This window comes from Bengtsoniella intestinalis (assembly GCF_039719005.1).
Taxonomy (GTDB): domain Bacteria; phylum Bacillota; class Clostridia; order Oscillospirales; family Oscillospiraceae; genus Oscillibacter; species Oscillibacter intestinalis.
The window spans coordinates 2773817-2790105 of sequence record NZ_CP133584.1; the positions used below are offsets into that span (position 1 = coordinate 2773817).

The following is a 16289-nucleotide window of genomic DNA, read 5'->3' on the forward strand; positions in this document are numbered from 1 at the left end:
ATGATTTGGCTATTATAGATACCCGTACACCTATGAAAAAGGGGGCTGTACTGGGTGAGGCGATGCCTATTGTGTTGGGGGATTGCATTGGAAAAGGTGGCTATTCACTGTGCTATGAGGGCTTTTTGACGGAGCAAGAAAACCGAAAAGTCATTTTGAAGGAAATTTACCCCTATAAGCTGGCTATGGCAGAGTTAATACACCGTGACCCAGAAACGCAATTATTACGTTGCGACAGGGATTTATCTACATTCTATGCCCAGCAAGCCCAAGAGCAAGAAATTATCATGGCCATTCGCAATCCCAAAGAGGGGAACACACCGTATATTTTGCAAATGTTCACCGTGATGCACCAGAATATTCCCTATGCCGTCATCGATACTTCTGGGGGTGATATGTTACATCGGCTGACAGCCAAGCGCACGGAGCAAGGCGCTGTTGCAGATTTGCCCACCTTGGCAGATGTATTAGAGCGAGTCAATCGGATTTTAGAAGCGGTGGCACCCATTCACGATGCAGGCTATATCCACGGCGATATCAGCCCTGATAATTTATTTGTCAGTCAATTGGAACAAAATGACCAACCAGCTACACGTACCATTCAGTGCATCGACTTTAATAGCGCCTTCTTGGCGGCGGAGGTGCAAGGCCACAGATTCACCAGCAAACCTGGCTTTTCGCCAGCAGAATTTCGGATGGCAGACCAAAAGTCCTGTGTTTCTTTTGGGTCTGATTTATTTAGCATAGGGGCTATTTTATTTGAAATGCTGTATAAAACCCATTATGATGTTATCAAACATAAAACGGCACTCAATGGAGACTTACCCCTGCCTAGTGTGTATCTGGAGGGGCAAACAGTAGAAGTGAAGCGGGGTGTGCAACGGCTTTTGCGGGATTCTTTGGTATTGCGAATGACCTCAGAAGGCCGCCGCCCTGCCCACCGTGTGATGAAAGATGCCATCTTGCATATTTTGAAGCTGTTAGAAACACCCCATCGACTGGTGAATACCTACAGCGATGGGACGCTGTTCACTGTGGGGCGACAGGCCAAGTGTGAGGAAATTTACCAAGGACTTTGTCAACGCAAAACGGTGGCATTGCGGGGGATTGGTGGCATTGGGAAAAGTCATTTGGCGAAATTTTATGCCAATCAATATAGGGCGTACTACGATGCTGTGATGGTGTTGCCCTATTTGGGGAGCGTGAAAAGTACCATACTCAGCGATAAAAACTTGCCTATTACCAACTTTACATTAGAGTCTGTATTGGGCTTGTCGTCGGGAGATGCAACACCCACCAGCCAACAACTACAGCGGTATTTTGACTTGAAATTAGAAAAACTCAACAGTTTGCTGAGCCAACGGGTTTTGCTGGTTATCGATGGTATGAATGCCACACAGATAGACGAAGAAGAATTTCGTCTATTTGCAGCCTTGGACTGTGGAAAAATCATCACCACCCGTGCTGATTTTTCTGAGAGATATACCGTGCAACAAGTAAATGTCCCAGAAATTGGAGATGTTGAAACGCTGAAAAAGTTGTTTTTCAAATATTATCCCCAACAGTTTGTGAGCCAAGAGAAAATGGCGGTGGTGGAGTCGTTGATTGTCGCTGTGCAATGCCATACTTTGACCGTGATGCTGATTGCCAAGTCAGCCATGGCCTCTGACATCGATTTGCGGGATTTACTTGCCAATGTGCAGGGGGTCACGCAGGATTTGCCTAAAGAGCCTGTAAAGTTTGATTATGACGGATTGATGATCAATGCCACGGTAGACATCATCATGCAAACAGTGTTTGATTTTGTGGATTTGAGCGATGCCCAGCAAGACATTTTGCGGCATCTGTGCCTGTTTCCAGACACGGGGATTGTCCGTTCATTGTTTAAGCAATGGATGGGGTTGGAGGATTTTATCGCTGTCAACCGGTTGATTGACAGCGGGTGGATTACCTTTAGTGAGGAAACAAACACCATATCCTTGCACCAGGCCATTGCCGACGTATGTCGTAAAAAGTTGAAGCCGTCTTGTGATAAGTGTGGGGCGTTTTTAAAGCAACTGACTCAATATGCAAACAACACCAATCTCTGTACGTATGAAGCGTATGCCCAAGGGTGCCATCTGTTCCAAACGGTGACGGCGGTGTTGCCCCAGATGCCCCACCCTCTTTTGCACGCCTATGTATTGGGGATGGCCCGTCTGCATTTAGCTTTTGACGATTTTGGACAAGCAGAACTGATATTTTCTGCGCTAGATAGTCCGTGTTGCGATGGAGAACTCCGCTATATGGCGCAATCTTCCTTGTTGACCATTGCGGTTGAAAAACGCAACAAGACGCAAGCGGAAGCACTGATTGCAACATTGGCGCAATCACCGTATTTGCAGGTTTTTAAGGATCGTGAGTTGATTTATTACCAGAACAAAGCATGGTTTTATATGGAGCGGGGCGACCAAGCATCCCTCCAATACGCCATTGAGATTTGTGAAGAGGCTTTGGCAAAAAATCCACCAAAAGAGCAACTATCCATGGACATTAAGTGGCAAATATACCATTATGAGTACATTTTGGCCAATGGCTATTATCGCATGGCGAAATATACAACCGCACCTGAGACGTATTATACCAAAGCCAGCAAAGCGGTGGAAAATGCCATTGAAAATAAAGAGCGAGATTTTGCAAACAGACCAAATGCTGTGTTTGCAGAGTATAATTTGCTGGCATCGTGTCAATTCCATTTGGGAAAATTGACGCAAGCTTATCATACCCAGCAAGCGCTGTTGGAAAAAAAGAAAAAATATTTTCCACCTCATGTGCGCACCATGGCTGTTTCTTATCGTAATTTAGCCCAAATCGGATATGCTCTGTATGAAGCAGAAGAAGGGGTACATGTAGATGCGTTGCGCGCATATTTGAAACAGGGGATTGAGATTGCCAAAGCCTTGGATTTGCAAGAAATGGTGTTCTTTCTGTATGACATACAGCTAAGTGTGGAGACCAAAGAGTGTAACGATGGGGCTTTTTTAGACGTTGCAATTGCTATTTTAGAGTTGACGCAGAGTGTTCCACTATTTTACGATGAGCCAAAAGGGTTTTATGAAAAAATAATATTGCCCAAAATCCAAGAGTTTATAGAGCGCACCACCATAGATACAAGGGAACTGTTAAGATTAATTGCAAAAATATAGGAAAAACCTCTCCAAAAATGTATAGATATACATTTTTGGAGAGGTTTTTTACTGTAAAATAGATTTATATACGACTCGTTGGGTTGTGGTAGTATAGTGACAATACAGGAAACCTGTATAGAACGGACACACTTAAGGAGGTATTTTACTATGAGTGAAAGTATTTGGACGGCATCCCTAATCCCACTCCTAACGGTGGGACTACTCCTCGTTGCGACTGGGTTGTGCATTATGGTGTTGTTGAACAAGAAAATCATCCCCATTGCCGATGCCGGCAGAAAAGACACCATGTCCACCGCCATTATGTCCCCTTGGAACGCCGAGGTCTGCATCCGTGGCGACACCACGGTTTTCCCCTTTCGATTCAATCCAGATAAAAACGGAGTGGATGACAGCGGTGTCATCATTGCCCGTAGCAAAGGTTACGGCGACATTACCATCCCAAATAACTTTGTCTCCAATCCCCACATCGGGTTGTATTTAGATCAAAAAGGTCCTTTTTTGCAAGTGCACAGCAAAACCAACAAGGTTTATCATAATAACCGTCCCATCACTGAGTTGGATTTGGTGAACGGACTGAAGGTGGATATGGCTGGTGGTATTTCCATCGTCTTTAAAGAAAACCTAATCACCTATGGCTCGACGCCTAAATCTGCTGGAGATGCGGTGAATATGGACGGTAGTGGGCGACAATTCGTAAGGGGGGTGCGTCATGAAAGGGGCTAATGTGCTGCAACCGGTAACAGCGTTCTTCTTGTGGATGATGGTTTTTTTGAGTGTATTTGCTTTTCGAGTGTCTCTTAGCGCTGACGTTGACTTCCATGCCTTGTTGCAACCGCTGTTGCTAGTTTTGATACTGACCCTTTTGGCTATCTACGGCTATCAACGCACTGGACTCCCATTGCTTTTAAGTGCAAGCGTTTTGTCGCTACTGACCATCGGGCTTAGCATTCAACTTACTTTATCTAACGGTGCAGACAGCCTTTGGTTGGTGCTGGTGCATTTGTTGGCCATAGCGATTGGGGTAGGTGTGGTGGCCCTTTGGCGTAAATGTTACCCTTGGCTCACCACACACCTGCCGTGTTTGGCGGTGATCCTTGGGATGGGGTTGTTGCTGTTGTCGTTGCTATTATTGTGCGCACCTGCCACCAACGCCACTAAGGCCTGGATTTATGTGTTTGGCATCAGCATCCAACTTACCGAAGGCATCAAGCTTCTCTACATTCTCTTTCTGGCCGCATTGTTCGCCACTGTATATCCCCCTTTGGTGCAATTTTCTGTAGCTGGAGGTTCCGTTGTTTTGCTGGCACTATTTGCCGTGTCCATCAATGAATTGGGCACTTTGCTTGTTCTGGTGTGTATCTATGGCATCTTGTGTTTCCTGACGCTGCCACTGCGCTACACAGGGGTGAACATCATGCTTGGATTCTTGGCTGTTTTTTTAATTGTAGTGTTCTTTGGTTCCTTGGAAGCCTATCTCACTGACCACGAACCTGTGCTGGCAGTGGTGGAACAGCTAGCGGTGATTATGCACAAATTGGAACAGCGCATTTTGATTGTCACAGATTTAGCCAGTTTGGATGCGTATGGTTTGGGCTATCAAGCCATCCAATCCCAAAGCGCTTTGTTGCTGGCGGGGCTGTTGGGTGGCAGCCAATATTCCATCTACATTCCTGCTGGGAAAACAGATTTGGTGTTGGTATCTCTGGCGCAATCTTACGGTTGGCTCTGTGTCATTACAGTCTTCGCGTTGTACTGCCTGCTCTTGGTACAAGGTGGAAAAGTGGCCATGGGGCAGAGTTCCAAGTTCACAGTCTGCATTCTGATGGGTGTTTTGGTCAACCTGTTTGTCCAAGTGCTGTTCCCGTTTCTTGGCGGCATCGGGCTTTTTCCTCTGACTGGGGTGGCTACGCCTTTTCTCTCACGTTCTGGTTCCCAAACAGTCACAACCATGGTGCAAATTGCCTTTTTGTGCAGTTGCACCATACCACAATACGTACCAAAGAAAGGAGTTCGCACATGGACTGGCTCACAATCCGCAGAAAACTGCGCACACACTGGCACATCCTTGCTTGCACTGAACACCCACAACAATCTTTTTCAGCCAAATCGCTGAAGTGCCGCACCCGTATCTTGGGTTGGGCTGTGTGCGGTGGTGTCGCATTGGTAGTGTTGGCCTGTTTGCTGAATTTCAGCATCTTTCCGGCTGTAAACCCAATTTCCGATACGTTCAAAGCATCCATCATCTCCACGGAGTTGCGCAAATCTGCCTTAGAAGGCGCTATTGTAGATCGAAACGGTTTGGCCATTACGCAACTTGCCACTACCTCTGAGACAATGGGGGCTGTGACCCATGATTATGCGTATTCGTTCCTCTTGGGTTACAATACCACCACCTATGGAGCGCGAGGGCTGCGAGATACCTTTGGCACGTATCTCTATGAAACCCTTGACCAAGACAGCCGTGGTGCCACGTTGCAGTTGTCCTTAGACAGCCGTCTTCAAGCATTTTGCTACGATGAGATTTTAGCTGGCGAAGAGGGCAGTGTGATTGTGTTAGACAACAAAACAGGCGCTGTGCTTGCCATGACCAGCGCGTCTACCGTGCCCTATTCCCTGAATGAGTTGTCCGACTTTTTGCAAGAGAGTGTCGCCGTTGATGGGAGTCAACTTGACCGTGCCACCCAGGTGCTAGACCCACCAGGGAGCGTGTTCAAAGTCATCACAGCCACTGCCGCATTGGAAATGCCCTTGGCAGAGGCATCCTATGTTTACAATGACACAGGGGCGTATGCCATTAGCGACGATGTCTCAATCTACAATGCAAGTCATGCTGTTTACGGTACTCTGGATTTACAACAGGCTTTGTCCTACTCGTCCAATGTTTATTTTTCGTATTTGACCGAAAGTGTTGGTTATGAGCAGATGGACGTAACAGCCCAAAGTTTTTTACTAGGCACCGATATTGTATTGGATTTTGCCACCCTCCATAGTAATTGGACGGTTGACAATACCGATCCTGTGGCATATGTGCCTTGCGGCTTCGGGCAGGGGAGCACGCTGGTTTCACCCACTCAGATGTGCATGTGGATGCAAGCCATTGCCAACGGTGGTCTGTTGTGTCTCCCTCACGTGGTAGACAGTGCCACCAGTGAAGAGGTATGTGTATATCAAGGGCAGGTGGAAACCCTTCAAATCATGTCTGCCGAAACAGCAGAAACCATGAAAAATCTGCTCTACAACGTGGGTGAGCACTACGATTTAGGCGATGGCATTGCCGCGAAGACAGGAACCGCAGAATTGAGTGATGGTACTTGCCATATCTATATCGCAGGGTTCACAGATGAAATCTCCTTCATCATCAGTAAAAATCATGGTACCTATGGTAGCACACTTCGCGACCCAGCGACACAGTTGGTGGCATTTTGGGAAAACTTGAATGCCATTTAACACATTGCGATGCCTGCCAAAAATTATTAGAGGCACAAATGCTTCGAGAAAGGCTCCTACTATGGAAAAACACATTTCTGCATGGACAGAGCGTGGGGAGAAACCATGTAACCAAGATTTTGTTGCCCTACAGACAAAGACCTATCGGGAGACCCATCAATTTTCTATGCAAGTGGAGGGGGATGACCTGTTGGCCGTTGTGTGCGATGGTATTTCTCAAGGTAGCCAAGGGGAAGTGGCCGCTGCATTGGTGGCGCAAACATTGTGTGAGCGCTTTGCCCAAGAGTCTGCCATGACCACCGACGCATTGCTTGCCCAGCTGGATGCTTGCAACGATGCTGTAGTGCATTATTATCACAGTGATGCCTTCCCCTGTCCGCAGATGGGTGGCACTACTTTGGCCGCGTTGTACATCACCCAGGACAACTGTGCCACGGTGTGCAACATTGGAGACAGTGGCATTTACATTTTGCGGGATGGTCAATTTTGTGCGCTTTATCAAGAGCATACCTTAGCAGGCGAACAACAGCGCCAAGGACAGCCCTATGACCCCACTGTTTCCAATATGCTGACGCAGTTCTTGGGGAATCCATATCAGGTGGGTAGCGAACAAGCCTACACCACAGTTTTGGACTTACTACCTGGCGACAAGTTGTTGCTTTGTTCAGATGGGGTGTCCAAAACCCTGCCTGAAGACCAACTGATTCACATCTTAACCACCCAACCCGCTGACAAGGTAGCTAAAGTTTTGGTGGATACAGCGGTGGGCACCGCCCATGATAATGTGACGGCTTTGGTCATTACCATTGGCAAGAAAACAACCACCACAAAGCGCCTCGGTCTTGTCCACATCTTGTTACGGTGCTTGAGAAGAAAACCAAAAGATATAGAAAAGAGGTCCCACCTATGAATGTTGCAAAAATCAATGCTCTCATGGCGGACAACCGACAAACATGCACGTGGAAATTGGGAACTATGCTGGGGAAGGGCAGTTTTTCTGCCGTCTATCAGCTTGTTAACACAGACGATGTGGTGAAGGTGGTTGATATTGGTGGTAATTTTTCGAAAATGGGAGTGTCTGCCGATCGCTATGGGTGGTATGTCAGTCGTTGCTTGCGAGAAGCGGGCTTGGGATTGCAAATCCAGAAATTACGGTGCCCTTATTTGCTAGGCGTGACAGATATGGCTACCATTTATGATGCTGACCAGAGACACCCTGCGTATATTCTGATGAGGATGCACAGAGCGCAAGGGGATTTGGAAGCGTATATTCGGAAAAAGCGAGGGCTTAGTCAAGCGGAAGTTCTGGATTTGGGACTGCAACTGATCACAGGACTGATGCAATTTCAAACGGCACCTCTTACCAATGTGGATAAATCCACTCAAATCAACAATGGCGCCATTCACAGGGACATCAAACCCTTAAATATCCTGCGATATAATAACGCTTGGTGTTTGGCGGACTTTGGCAGTGGGCGTGGGGTTCATCTTGACTGTAATATCGTGGTAAATCAAAATGCTGACACCCTGCCCATGGTGACCCGAATGTTCATGGCGCCTGAGCTATCCACTGGCATTCAAGGGGCTTTCACCGACGTGTTCTCCCTGTCCAAAACCTTGTATTATGCCTTGCGTGGTTCTTTACCAGCGTCAAATCTACCATTGACGCAACCCGCTAATTGTGATGATAGACTGTGGGCTATTTTAAAGCGAGGTTTGCATTTGGATTACGAACAGCGGTATCAATCTGCCCAAGAGATGCTTGGGGATTGGGTGTTCCTACGGCAGAAAACGCTAAAGCGAGGATCCCAGCCTGCGGCTGCGGTGAAAGCATCGTTTGTACCCGAGACCGCACCCAAGGTCACGCCCAAGGTCACGCCCAAGGTCGCGCCCAAGGTCGCACCCAAGGCCACGCCCAAGGCCACGCCCAAGGTCACGCCCAAGGTCGCACCCAAGGCCGCACCCAAGGCCACGCCCAAGGCTGCACCAAAAATTAAGCCAAAGGCTAAAAAAATGGGCATCGTCAAACGATGCTTGGGTGGCTTGGTAAAGCTTTGGATTGCTGTAGAGGTGTTTATTCTTTGCTTTTCTGCGGTTCAAGATTACATTGGCAAAGAGTCTACTTTTACATCTCCCACGGTCATGCTGGGACAAGCTGTCCTCTCAGTCATTCCTGAGGATAGTCCTATTTCAGAGCCTGTCGAATCTATTTTGAATATCGTGTTTGACACTGTGCTATCTATCACGGAGGCTGATACGGAAGTCTTGTTCCAAGAAGCGTCACTAGTGCTGCTGGGCATGGGCAGTATACCCCAAGAAGAGTCACCAGTGCTGATCGACAAGGGAGGTATGCACCAAGGAGAGAAGCCAGCACCGTCCACCATGCCCAGCAATCTTTGTCCTGTGCCCAGTGTGGAAGGCATGTCGCAAGAAGAGGCTGTCGCTACGTTGAAAAAGGCCAATCTAGATTTCCAAGTTTGGTGGTATGTTGAAGATATCGCTGATGACACCGATTTTCTTACCGTGGTGGCGCAAGACTATGCCGCTGGCTCATGGGTAGAACCTGACACCGTTATTAGGTTGCAATTGCAATGAGAGGGTATTTTGTGCGATATTGGTGAGTGGGCAGTAAAAAATGTTGGTTGTGCATCATTGTATAAAGGAGAGTATAAACCATGACAAAAGAAGAAATCGTAGCAACGTTAAAACGCTGTATTGAAAAGGCGGGACTTTGGCAAACCGCCACCTTAGATGAGGACGAGATTGCATATTTTTATTTGGATGCAGATGGTAGATTTTATTTGGACGAAATCAAAACTCCCTATGGGGCAGAAAACTTTGTCAGCATTAAATTCAGGGCAGAACAGGCTGGCGAGGAAGCCAGCATTCGCATCATCTTTGATGATGACGTTCATTTGTGGGTAGAACCATACAAGATGGAATTGTGTGGGAACGGAAGTAGTAGTTGTCCTGATGAGGCTTCCACGAAAGCCTATCTCCGAAATTTTGCAAAAGCCAAGGACCTTGGCGTCTTGGATGATGAATACGTGGTGGTAGACAATCGTCTCATCCGCTATAACGGCTCTGGTGTGGAAGCAGTAGTCCCTGATGGAGTCGCTGTGATTGAACACGATGTGTTCGCCAATCAGAAAGAGCTTAAGACGGTCGTCTTACCAGAAACTTTGTTGGAACTTAAAGCGCGTGCCTTTAGTGGGTGTATAGGCCTAACAAACGTGGTGTTGCCACAACGGTTAGAGCGGATTGGTCGGGCAGCCTTTAGCAAGTGTGAAGCCCTTTCTCGGATTGACATCCAAGAGAGCGTTCGCCATGTGGATGCCGTCAGCTTTGGCTGGTGCACGAACTTAGAGGAGGTTACGATTGCATCCACCCAAACAAAGGTAGATGAAGATGCGTTTCTTCAATCCCCCAACTGCAAGGTGAATTGCAGTTAAAATCCACAAGGAGGTTGCATATGACAAAGATGTTTCAAGACTTTGAGATATGGCGAAACGACACCGAGGCCACCATCAAACGGTATATGGGCAACGAAGCAGAGGTCACAATTCCCTCTGAAATCGAGGGCGTTGAAGTGACGAAGATTGGCGCGTATGCTTTCTATGACTGTACCAATCTGACCTGTGTGACCATTCCAGAAGGTGTGCTTGAGATTGAACATGATGCCTTTAAAGGTTGTACCAGCTTGACCCAAGTGGTGGATTTTAATCAGAAGATAACCATTACCCCAAGCGCTTTTAGTGGTTGCACAGGGTTGGTTGGCCGACGGGGCTTTTTGATTGTGGCAGGGGTACTATTAAAATACAGCGGCAAAGATGCTGCGGTTACAATTCCTAAGAGTGTGACCGAGGTGGCTCCGCATGCGTTTTTTGGGGCTACCTGTATGAGTAAAATTATCATTCCAGAAAGTGTACAAGAAATTGGCAAAAGTGCCTTTTATTACTGTCCTATGCTGGAATATATAGTGTTTTCCGATGAAGAGATAGCGCTTGACGGAATGCGCCTAGAAAGCTATGTTAAATTTGACACCCCGCACGGTCCAGTAGAGCAGTTGGAATGGTCTTTTGATGATTGAAGCTGGTGTTTTTTGCAATCCAATAAAAAGTTGCATCCTGAACAGCTGTAATAGAATTTGAGGATATAGTAGGAGGAGGTGTGGATATGCGTCACTTGACATATCATCAACAACGGCAACGCTGGATGCAGAAGTTGTTGCTGTCTTATGGAAAACTATTGCTGTTGGTGGGTGCTTGCCTTAACTATGAAGTTATGATTTTGCTAGGCGCAACATCAACAGGGGAGAGATATTACCTGTGGGCTCATTTGATAGCCTTTGTTATTTTCGTGGTATGTTACTTTTTGGGTGGTCTCATTCAAGAACTATTGATAGAACATCCACTGCACATTTCCGTTGGGGTGATAGGGATATATGCTGTCGTTGCTCTGTGCCATAGATATATAGCGGGCTCGGCAGCAATCCCTGCCTTCCCATCGGCGGTGTGGGTAGTCGTTACCTTACTGCTGGCTTTCCATTTTCGAAACGGTGGATATCCTGCGGTGACGCTACTTTGCTTGCTTTTGTCACTGGTGATGGTGATCACCTATAGTACAGACTCCGCAGCCGTTGGGATGATTGTGGCAATCATAGGTGTTGTCTCAATTGTGATGTATCAACGCAACGGTTGTCTGCCTAAAGGAAGCGTATGGATGTTTTTGAGTGTAGCGATGTTGGTGACACTGGTTTGGGCTTGGATCAATCCAACCGTTTTGAGTGGGCACATTTCTGGTGTGGAAAATCCATCGGACTATATGCTGGCTGATTTAAGCAATGCCTACGGGTTGTGGATTGTATTATTGGTGGCTGTATTGTATCTCGGCTTTCTATACCTCTGTTGGAAAGAGTTGAAATTACTAGCTCTGGAGCCAAAGGTTTTTTGTTGTGGCATTTTGATTTATTTCACCTTGAAAACCATGACATTCTTCCTTTGCAACATGGGGCTCGGGTTGCTTGGTGGAGGTTCGATTCCCTTTGCAACCTATAACAATGACCTCTGGTGGGATACAGCATTGCTAAGTCTCCTACTGGTAACACTTCGAGATGGGGAAACAAACTTTTCTTTTGCATGGAAAGACGAGCTAGAACGCATGTAAAATGGGAATGGAATCTCTAGGGATGAGGCGCACAGCCCCAACTTCACACTACCCCAAAAAAGTAAGCTTATACCTCCCTGTTACAAGACGGTATATTATCGATTAAGCTTATCCGTTGGGAGATAGTGTGGGGATATGCCGTAGATGGTCAAATTTCAACTAAAATAAAAAGTGATATAAAACGGATAAAACTATCCATTTTATATCACTTTTTACCTCGAAAACTAACTAACGCATTCGTACATCAGCCCAATCCGCGTCGATTCGACAGGGTTCGACAATTTTATAGCTTTGGAGATATATTCTGCCTGCAATATATTTCAAAAGCTATATTGTGGCGTTTAACTTAAATCTCCAGTAGTTTTGTAAAACATTCTCGCAAAGTTTGTGAGTTTTCCCATGGTATGGATTGCAATTGCTCATCAATAAATACAAAAGCTTTATCGGGAGATTGGATTGCCCATGTGACTGATAGCTCTGCCTTCAGGCGCATGCGTCTTGTGTGTAGATATTTATCTGCTACTGGGGCAATTTTGTTAACAAATTTCTGGCTTTGTGTTACGATTTTTTCATCATAGGGATCCTCGGCGATCGCATTTAATAGGACTGTTTCCAATGCACCAACTTGTGCTTGGGGAATTATGAGAGGCAAAAAATCTACTGAAACTTCGTATTCAAATGCATCCATATAGGTATGATGGCTCCAATGATTGGAAGCAATATTATCAAGCAAGGGAGAAAATAATTGCTCAATCTCATTAAGTAAATCATTCTCGGCCTTATCATCTCGATCGACCATAATAGCCACTTTAGAAATATTACGTTGATTTTTCATGATTTGTATGATGTGATCTTGGATGAATTTTTGGAAATTCGTCACGCCACCCACGCCGCAAATGAGTAAAATATCGTTTTCTCTTTGATAGCAAAAGGCAGATTGGTTTTGGTTTTTCGGTTTTATATCAATGCCTTTTGGAGCTTTTTTCAATACAGTCCAACCTGCTGTTTTACATAGATAGTAACTCAATAAAATAGCATCCGTTTTGCCTTCACACAGGATGATGTTTATCATAGGCGTGCCTCAAATCCGAAGTTCTCACGGTTGGCATATGTCTCACGCCCTGAGAGAATGCGCGCATAGGTTCTTTTTTCGCTAGATATTTTTTTTAGAGTAATTACGTTGATGAAATCTGTTTCGGGTTGTGCATCATATGCTTGGATTTCTAACATTTTATCGATCGCTTCTTCGCTGTGGGTGGTGATAAATAATTGAACGCGCATTTGTTGACAGGCCTTGATGATAAAGCTGAAAATTTGCTCATAATGTTGTGCGTGGATAGCCATTTCAAATTCATCGATGAGTAAAACACCATCCGCTGCATCTGCAATGCCACTGGCGATAGAAAGCACCTTTTTGATGCCATCACCATAGGTGGATAATGGCATGTTGCCCCACTGGGCGTGCTTGATATATTCAACAGCACGACCAGTATCTTCTGACCTCAATAAAAGTAAGTCGGAAATGTTTTCATCGAAAATTTGTAATATAAATAGACATAATGATTTATATCCATCATCTTTTAAAATCTTGCCAAAAACACTTCCGTGGGCATAATGTGTAGTTGGGCGATAGATGATTTTTGTAGCAGAAGTGCGTTTCAAGCGGAGATCGGACAGTACTGTTTGCTCTGTAAAGGAGACTGGTTGTTTGGTGAGGATTCCATCGTTTGAATATGCCAGAACGCCTTCAAAAATGTCCATCTCGGCCATTTCATTGGAGTCTCGTTTTTGATGGAGACGATAGGCGATAGAAGGACGTTGTGTTAGAGAGGAATTAGGATCAATCATGGCGTGGCGTGTTGTTCCGGATAGCGTTAACCCATGTGCTTTGCCGTTGTAAATTACATCCATCCCCAAGGTTAAGTCCTTTGCATTTTTAGGAAATAAATTTAAGAGGGCATCATATGGGGAGGCACTTCCGCTAAAGCCTTTCCAGATATCTCGCTCTCTTGCGACGCGCAATATTCCAGAAAATTCTGTTGGATTTCGCATTAGTTGAATGGCTTCTAAAACACTGGTTTTTCCGCAGTTATTATCGCCAGTGAGGATGTTTATATGATTTAGACTTGGGATAGCTAGGTTTTGGATCCCTTTGAATGCGTAAATATGCATTTGCTCAAAATGAATGGCCATTACAGCACGTCCTCCTCTGGTATAAAATCAATGACAAGACGATAGTCTAGTGCGTCTGCCAATTTTTTTAAAGTAGCTACACTGGGGAGTGAGACTCCGTTTTCTATTTTGCTGATGTTTGCTTGAGAAACACCTGATTTCTCTGCTAACTGTATTTGCGTTATACCACTTTCTGTGCGGCGTTCTATAATCATTTCTCGAAGCTCTTGTGCAATGTCATATTCCCGTACAGGCGGATGTTCGAGAATGTTGGGAGAAACTTCCACCGCTTTTAATAATTTGTCTAGCTCATTTTCAAAATCATTCAAGGAAATCACCTCATTTCAATACCATGATATATTTAAATTGATATATTGTCAATAGAAATATGTCGAATAAATCATATTTTGTAACAATCAAGTTATTTGATAATGTTGCGGACAATGAGCTAAAAGTGACATAGAGCGAATTCGTGAATCCGTTCTATGTCACTTTATTATTAACTCATTGCAGAAAATGCCACCGTCATGTACAGTGTCTTCCAAATGTTGATATCTTTGCCAACAGATTGCGGATTATTACCCAGTGCACGGCTCATTTGCACAGTGGAATCCACTAAATCGGGGCCTACTTTCTCTAGGATGGAGAAGGGATTGCATTTCCAAGTGTATTGCCCATCTTTTTCTGCCAACAGAGCGCGGAATGCACCTAAAATAGGATAAATGAAGCCGTTGGGGCTCATTGTGTCTAACTCATCTTGCATGAATTTTGATTTGAGTACTTGGCCATTGCGTGGCATGCTAACACCTTTGATAGAACCATATCGACCAGAAGGATTTTTTTGCTTATAGAAGTCACCCATTTTCAGTTCAATTGTATTATATAGTTTGAAAATATCAGGCATGATATTGACCATTTTGACATATGGGTTGCCATTTGTTTCGGTAAACTCTTTGTGTGCAGCAATATAGAGGTCAATGCGCTTCTTTTTGGAACTATAGGAATTGGTAGGGAAGCTGTCAAAGCCGGGATAGCGGTCAATGTTGAACATATTGAGCAATGCCAACAGATCGGTTACATCAATATCACCTGTGTCATTTTCTTTGAAAAAGACACTGCTCATAAAGCTTTCCTTAGCCAACGCAGATTTGATAATTTCAAAGCGATCTTCTAGCTCGGCGATAGACTTGTCCTGGATTTGTACAGATGTGTTACGAGCTGCGGCCAAGCTTTGGAAGATGCTCTCGATACCTGTTAAAAACTCTAGTTTTACATATTGTTGACCAAAGTCCAACTGATCACGATTTTGTAAAATGGTTTTATAGGTATGTCCGCCATCTACATTACCATGGACATCTAGATCCTCAAAGGTAATTGTGATTTCATTTGAATAGTTGTTGTAAGTTACACTTTTTGCAGAGAGAAGCAAGCCTCGGTTTAAAAGATAAAAATCAAGTGCTTCTTCGTTCAGAAGGGATTCTTTGATTTTCTTAGCCACCCCAGTGGTTAATTTTTGTTCTCGAGGATTGGTTTGCATGGGAATGTTGTCAGGGATGTTTTTGATGTCGCAGATTGCAAAATACATCTCTGCTGCTTGGGTGCCTTGGTCGGCTTTCAAATAAGGATTGGGGATTTTTCGGAAAGCCTCTGCTTTAAATGTCATTTGGATCATGTTGACTTCTTTTTGCATCTCACAGGATGCTACAGTATTTTAGGTACACAGCCTAGCTGCCACCTGAAATGAATGATAGCATAATTTTTTGGATTATTAACGCTATAAATGGCGTTTTATGGTGTAATTGTAGAATCCAGTCAGGAGGTGCACTATGTTACATGATATCAATGTCCAAATAGGGGCTGAACTTCGGAAATTAAGAGAAGCACGGCATATGACACAAGAAGAATTTGCGCAAGATTGTGAGATTAGCAGAGCCTATTATGGTCGCCTGGAGAGAGGCGAGCACAGCATTACCATTGAACTATGCAAAAAAATCACGGAAGCACAAGGAATACATATCTCTGATTTGTTTATCAACCTACCGTAAACACCCAAATTTCAACTGCAATAAAAAGTGATATAAAATGGATAAAACTATCCATTTTATATCACTTTTAACACCTAAAACTCACTAGCGCACCCAGCCATCAGCCCAAGCGGCGTCGAAGGAGATGGCGCATACTTTTTGTGCCGTATCCACGCTGTAGATGGGGAGTTCACGGTCACTTGCACTGGCTGGCAGTAGGATCGCTAGGGAAAGCACGGCAGTGAGCAGTAGGGTGAAGGTTGGCAGTAGTCGTTGTTTCATGAAAAAATCC

Annotated in this window: 15 protein-coding genes; 10 read left to right on the forward strand and 5 right to left on the reverse strand. The window is 45.0% G+C overall.

Annotated elements, in window-relative coordinates; genetic code table 11:
* The first annotated feature begins 5 nt into the window (after positions 1–5).
* The 9 genes from RFF05_RS13240 to RFF05_RS13280 all read left to right on the forward strand — a co-directional run bounded on the left by RFF05_RS13240 (position 6) and on the right by RFF05_RS13280 (position 11801).
* Positions 6–3185 carry a protein kinase domain-containing protein gene (locus RFF05_RS13240; RefSeq protein ID WP_409967530.1) on the forward strand — a complete coding sequence of 1060 codons (3180 nt, stop codon included), beginning with the start codon at positions 6–8 and terminating at the stop codon, positions 3183–3185.
* Between the two features lie 150 nt (positions 3186–3335).
* Positions 3336–3911 (forward strand): hypothetical protein, encoded by a 576-nt coding sequence (locus tag RFF05_RS13245; RefSeq protein ID WP_409967531.1) that lies wholly within the window; start codon positions 3336–3338, stop codon positions 3909–3911.
* A 46-nt stretch (positions 3912–3957) separates the two neighbouring features.
* Complete coding sequence (locus RFF05_RS13250; RefSeq protein ID WP_409967532.1) at positions 3958–5301, forward strand: FtsW/RodA/SpoVE family cell cycle protein; 1344 nt, start codon at positions 3958–3960, stop codon at positions 5299–5301.
* Entirely contained in the window at positions 5205–6635 is a 1431-nt protein-coding gene (locus tag RFF05_RS13255) for a penicillin-binding transpeptidase domain-containing protein (protein WP_409967533.1), read from the forward strand. The genes RFF05_RS13250 and RFF05_RS13255 overlap by 97 nt, the downstream gene beginning before the upstream one ends.
* Positions 6636–6696: 61 nt before the next feature.
* Entirely contained in the window at positions 6697–7545 is an 849-nt protein-coding gene (locus RFF05_RS13260; RefSeq protein ID WP_409967534.1) for a PP2C family protein-serine/threonine phosphatase, read from the forward strand.
* Entirely contained in the window at positions 7542–9230 is a 1689-nt protein-coding gene (locus RFF05_RS13265) for a protein kinase domain-containing protein (protein WP_409967535.1), read from the forward strand. Before RFF05_RS13260 ends, RFF05_RS13265 begins: the two co-directional genes overlap by 4 nt.
* Positions 9231–9310: 80 nt before the next feature.
* Entirely contained in the window at positions 9311–10087 is a 777-nt protein-coding gene (locus RFF05_RS13270) for a leucine-rich repeat domain-containing protein (RefSeq protein WP_409967536.1), read from the forward strand.
* A 20-nt stretch (positions 10088–10107) separates the two neighbouring features.
* Positions 10108–10725 (forward strand): leucine-rich repeat domain-containing protein, encoded by a 618-nt coding sequence (locus RFF05_RS13275; protein WP_409967537.1) that lies wholly within the window; start codon positions 10108–10110, stop codon positions 10723–10725.
* Between the two features lie 86 nt (positions 10726–10811).
* A complete protein-coding gene (locus RFF05_RS13280; RefSeq protein WP_409967538.1) occupies positions 10812–11801 on the forward strand; it encodes a hypothetical protein in 990 nt (329 codons plus the stop codon).
* A 346-nt stretch (positions 11802–12147) separates the two neighbouring features.
* Here the strand turns inward: RFF05_RS13280 and RFF05_RS13285 are convergent, their stop codons facing one another.
* From RFF05_RS13285 to RFF05_RS13300, 4 genes are all read right to left on the reverse strand, one after another.
* Positions 12148–12873, reverse strand: coding sequence for a DUF3226 domain-containing protein (locus tag RFF05_RS13285; RefSeq protein WP_409967539.1), 726 nt, complete (start codon positions 12871–12873; stop codon positions 12148–12150).
* Positions 12870–13994: an AAA family ATPase gene (locus RFF05_RS13290; RefSeq protein ID WP_409967540.1), complete on the reverse strand. Its 1125-nt coding sequence runs from the start codon at positions 13992–13994 to the stop codon at positions 12870–12872. Before RFF05_RS13290 ends, RFF05_RS13285 begins: the two co-directional genes overlap by 4 nt.
* Positions 13994–14302 carry a helix-turn-helix domain-containing protein gene (locus tag RFF05_RS13295; protein WP_409967541.1) on the reverse strand — a complete coding sequence of 103 codons (309 nt, stop codon included), beginning with the start codon at positions 14300–14302 and terminating at the stop codon, positions 13994–13996. Before RFF05_RS13295 ends, RFF05_RS13290 begins: the two co-directional genes overlap by 1 nt.
* 170 nt (positions 14303–14472) lie before the next feature.
* A complete protein-coding gene (locus tag RFF05_RS13300; RefSeq protein ID WP_409967542.1) occupies positions 14473–15636 on the reverse strand; it encodes an AIPR family protein in 1164 nt (387 codons plus the stop codon).
* 163 nt (positions 15637–15799) lie between these two features.
* Here RFF05_RS13300 and RFF05_RS13305 point away from each other — a divergent pair, with 163 nt between their 5' ends.
* Positions 15800–16018: a helix-turn-helix domain-containing protein gene (locus tag RFF05_RS13305; RefSeq protein ID WP_409967543.1), complete on the forward strand. Its 219-nt coding sequence runs from the start codon at positions 15800–15802 to the stop codon at positions 16016–16018.
* Between the two features lie 84 nt (positions 16019–16102).
* Here RFF05_RS13305 and RFF05_RS13310 read toward each other — a convergent pair whose 3' ends face one another.
* Positions 16103–16279: a hypothetical protein gene (locus tag RFF05_RS13310; protein WP_409967544.1), complete on the reverse strand. Its 177-nt coding sequence runs from the start codon at positions 16277–16279 to the stop codon at positions 16103–16105.
* Between the last annotated feature and the right edge of the window lie 10 nt (positions 16280–16289).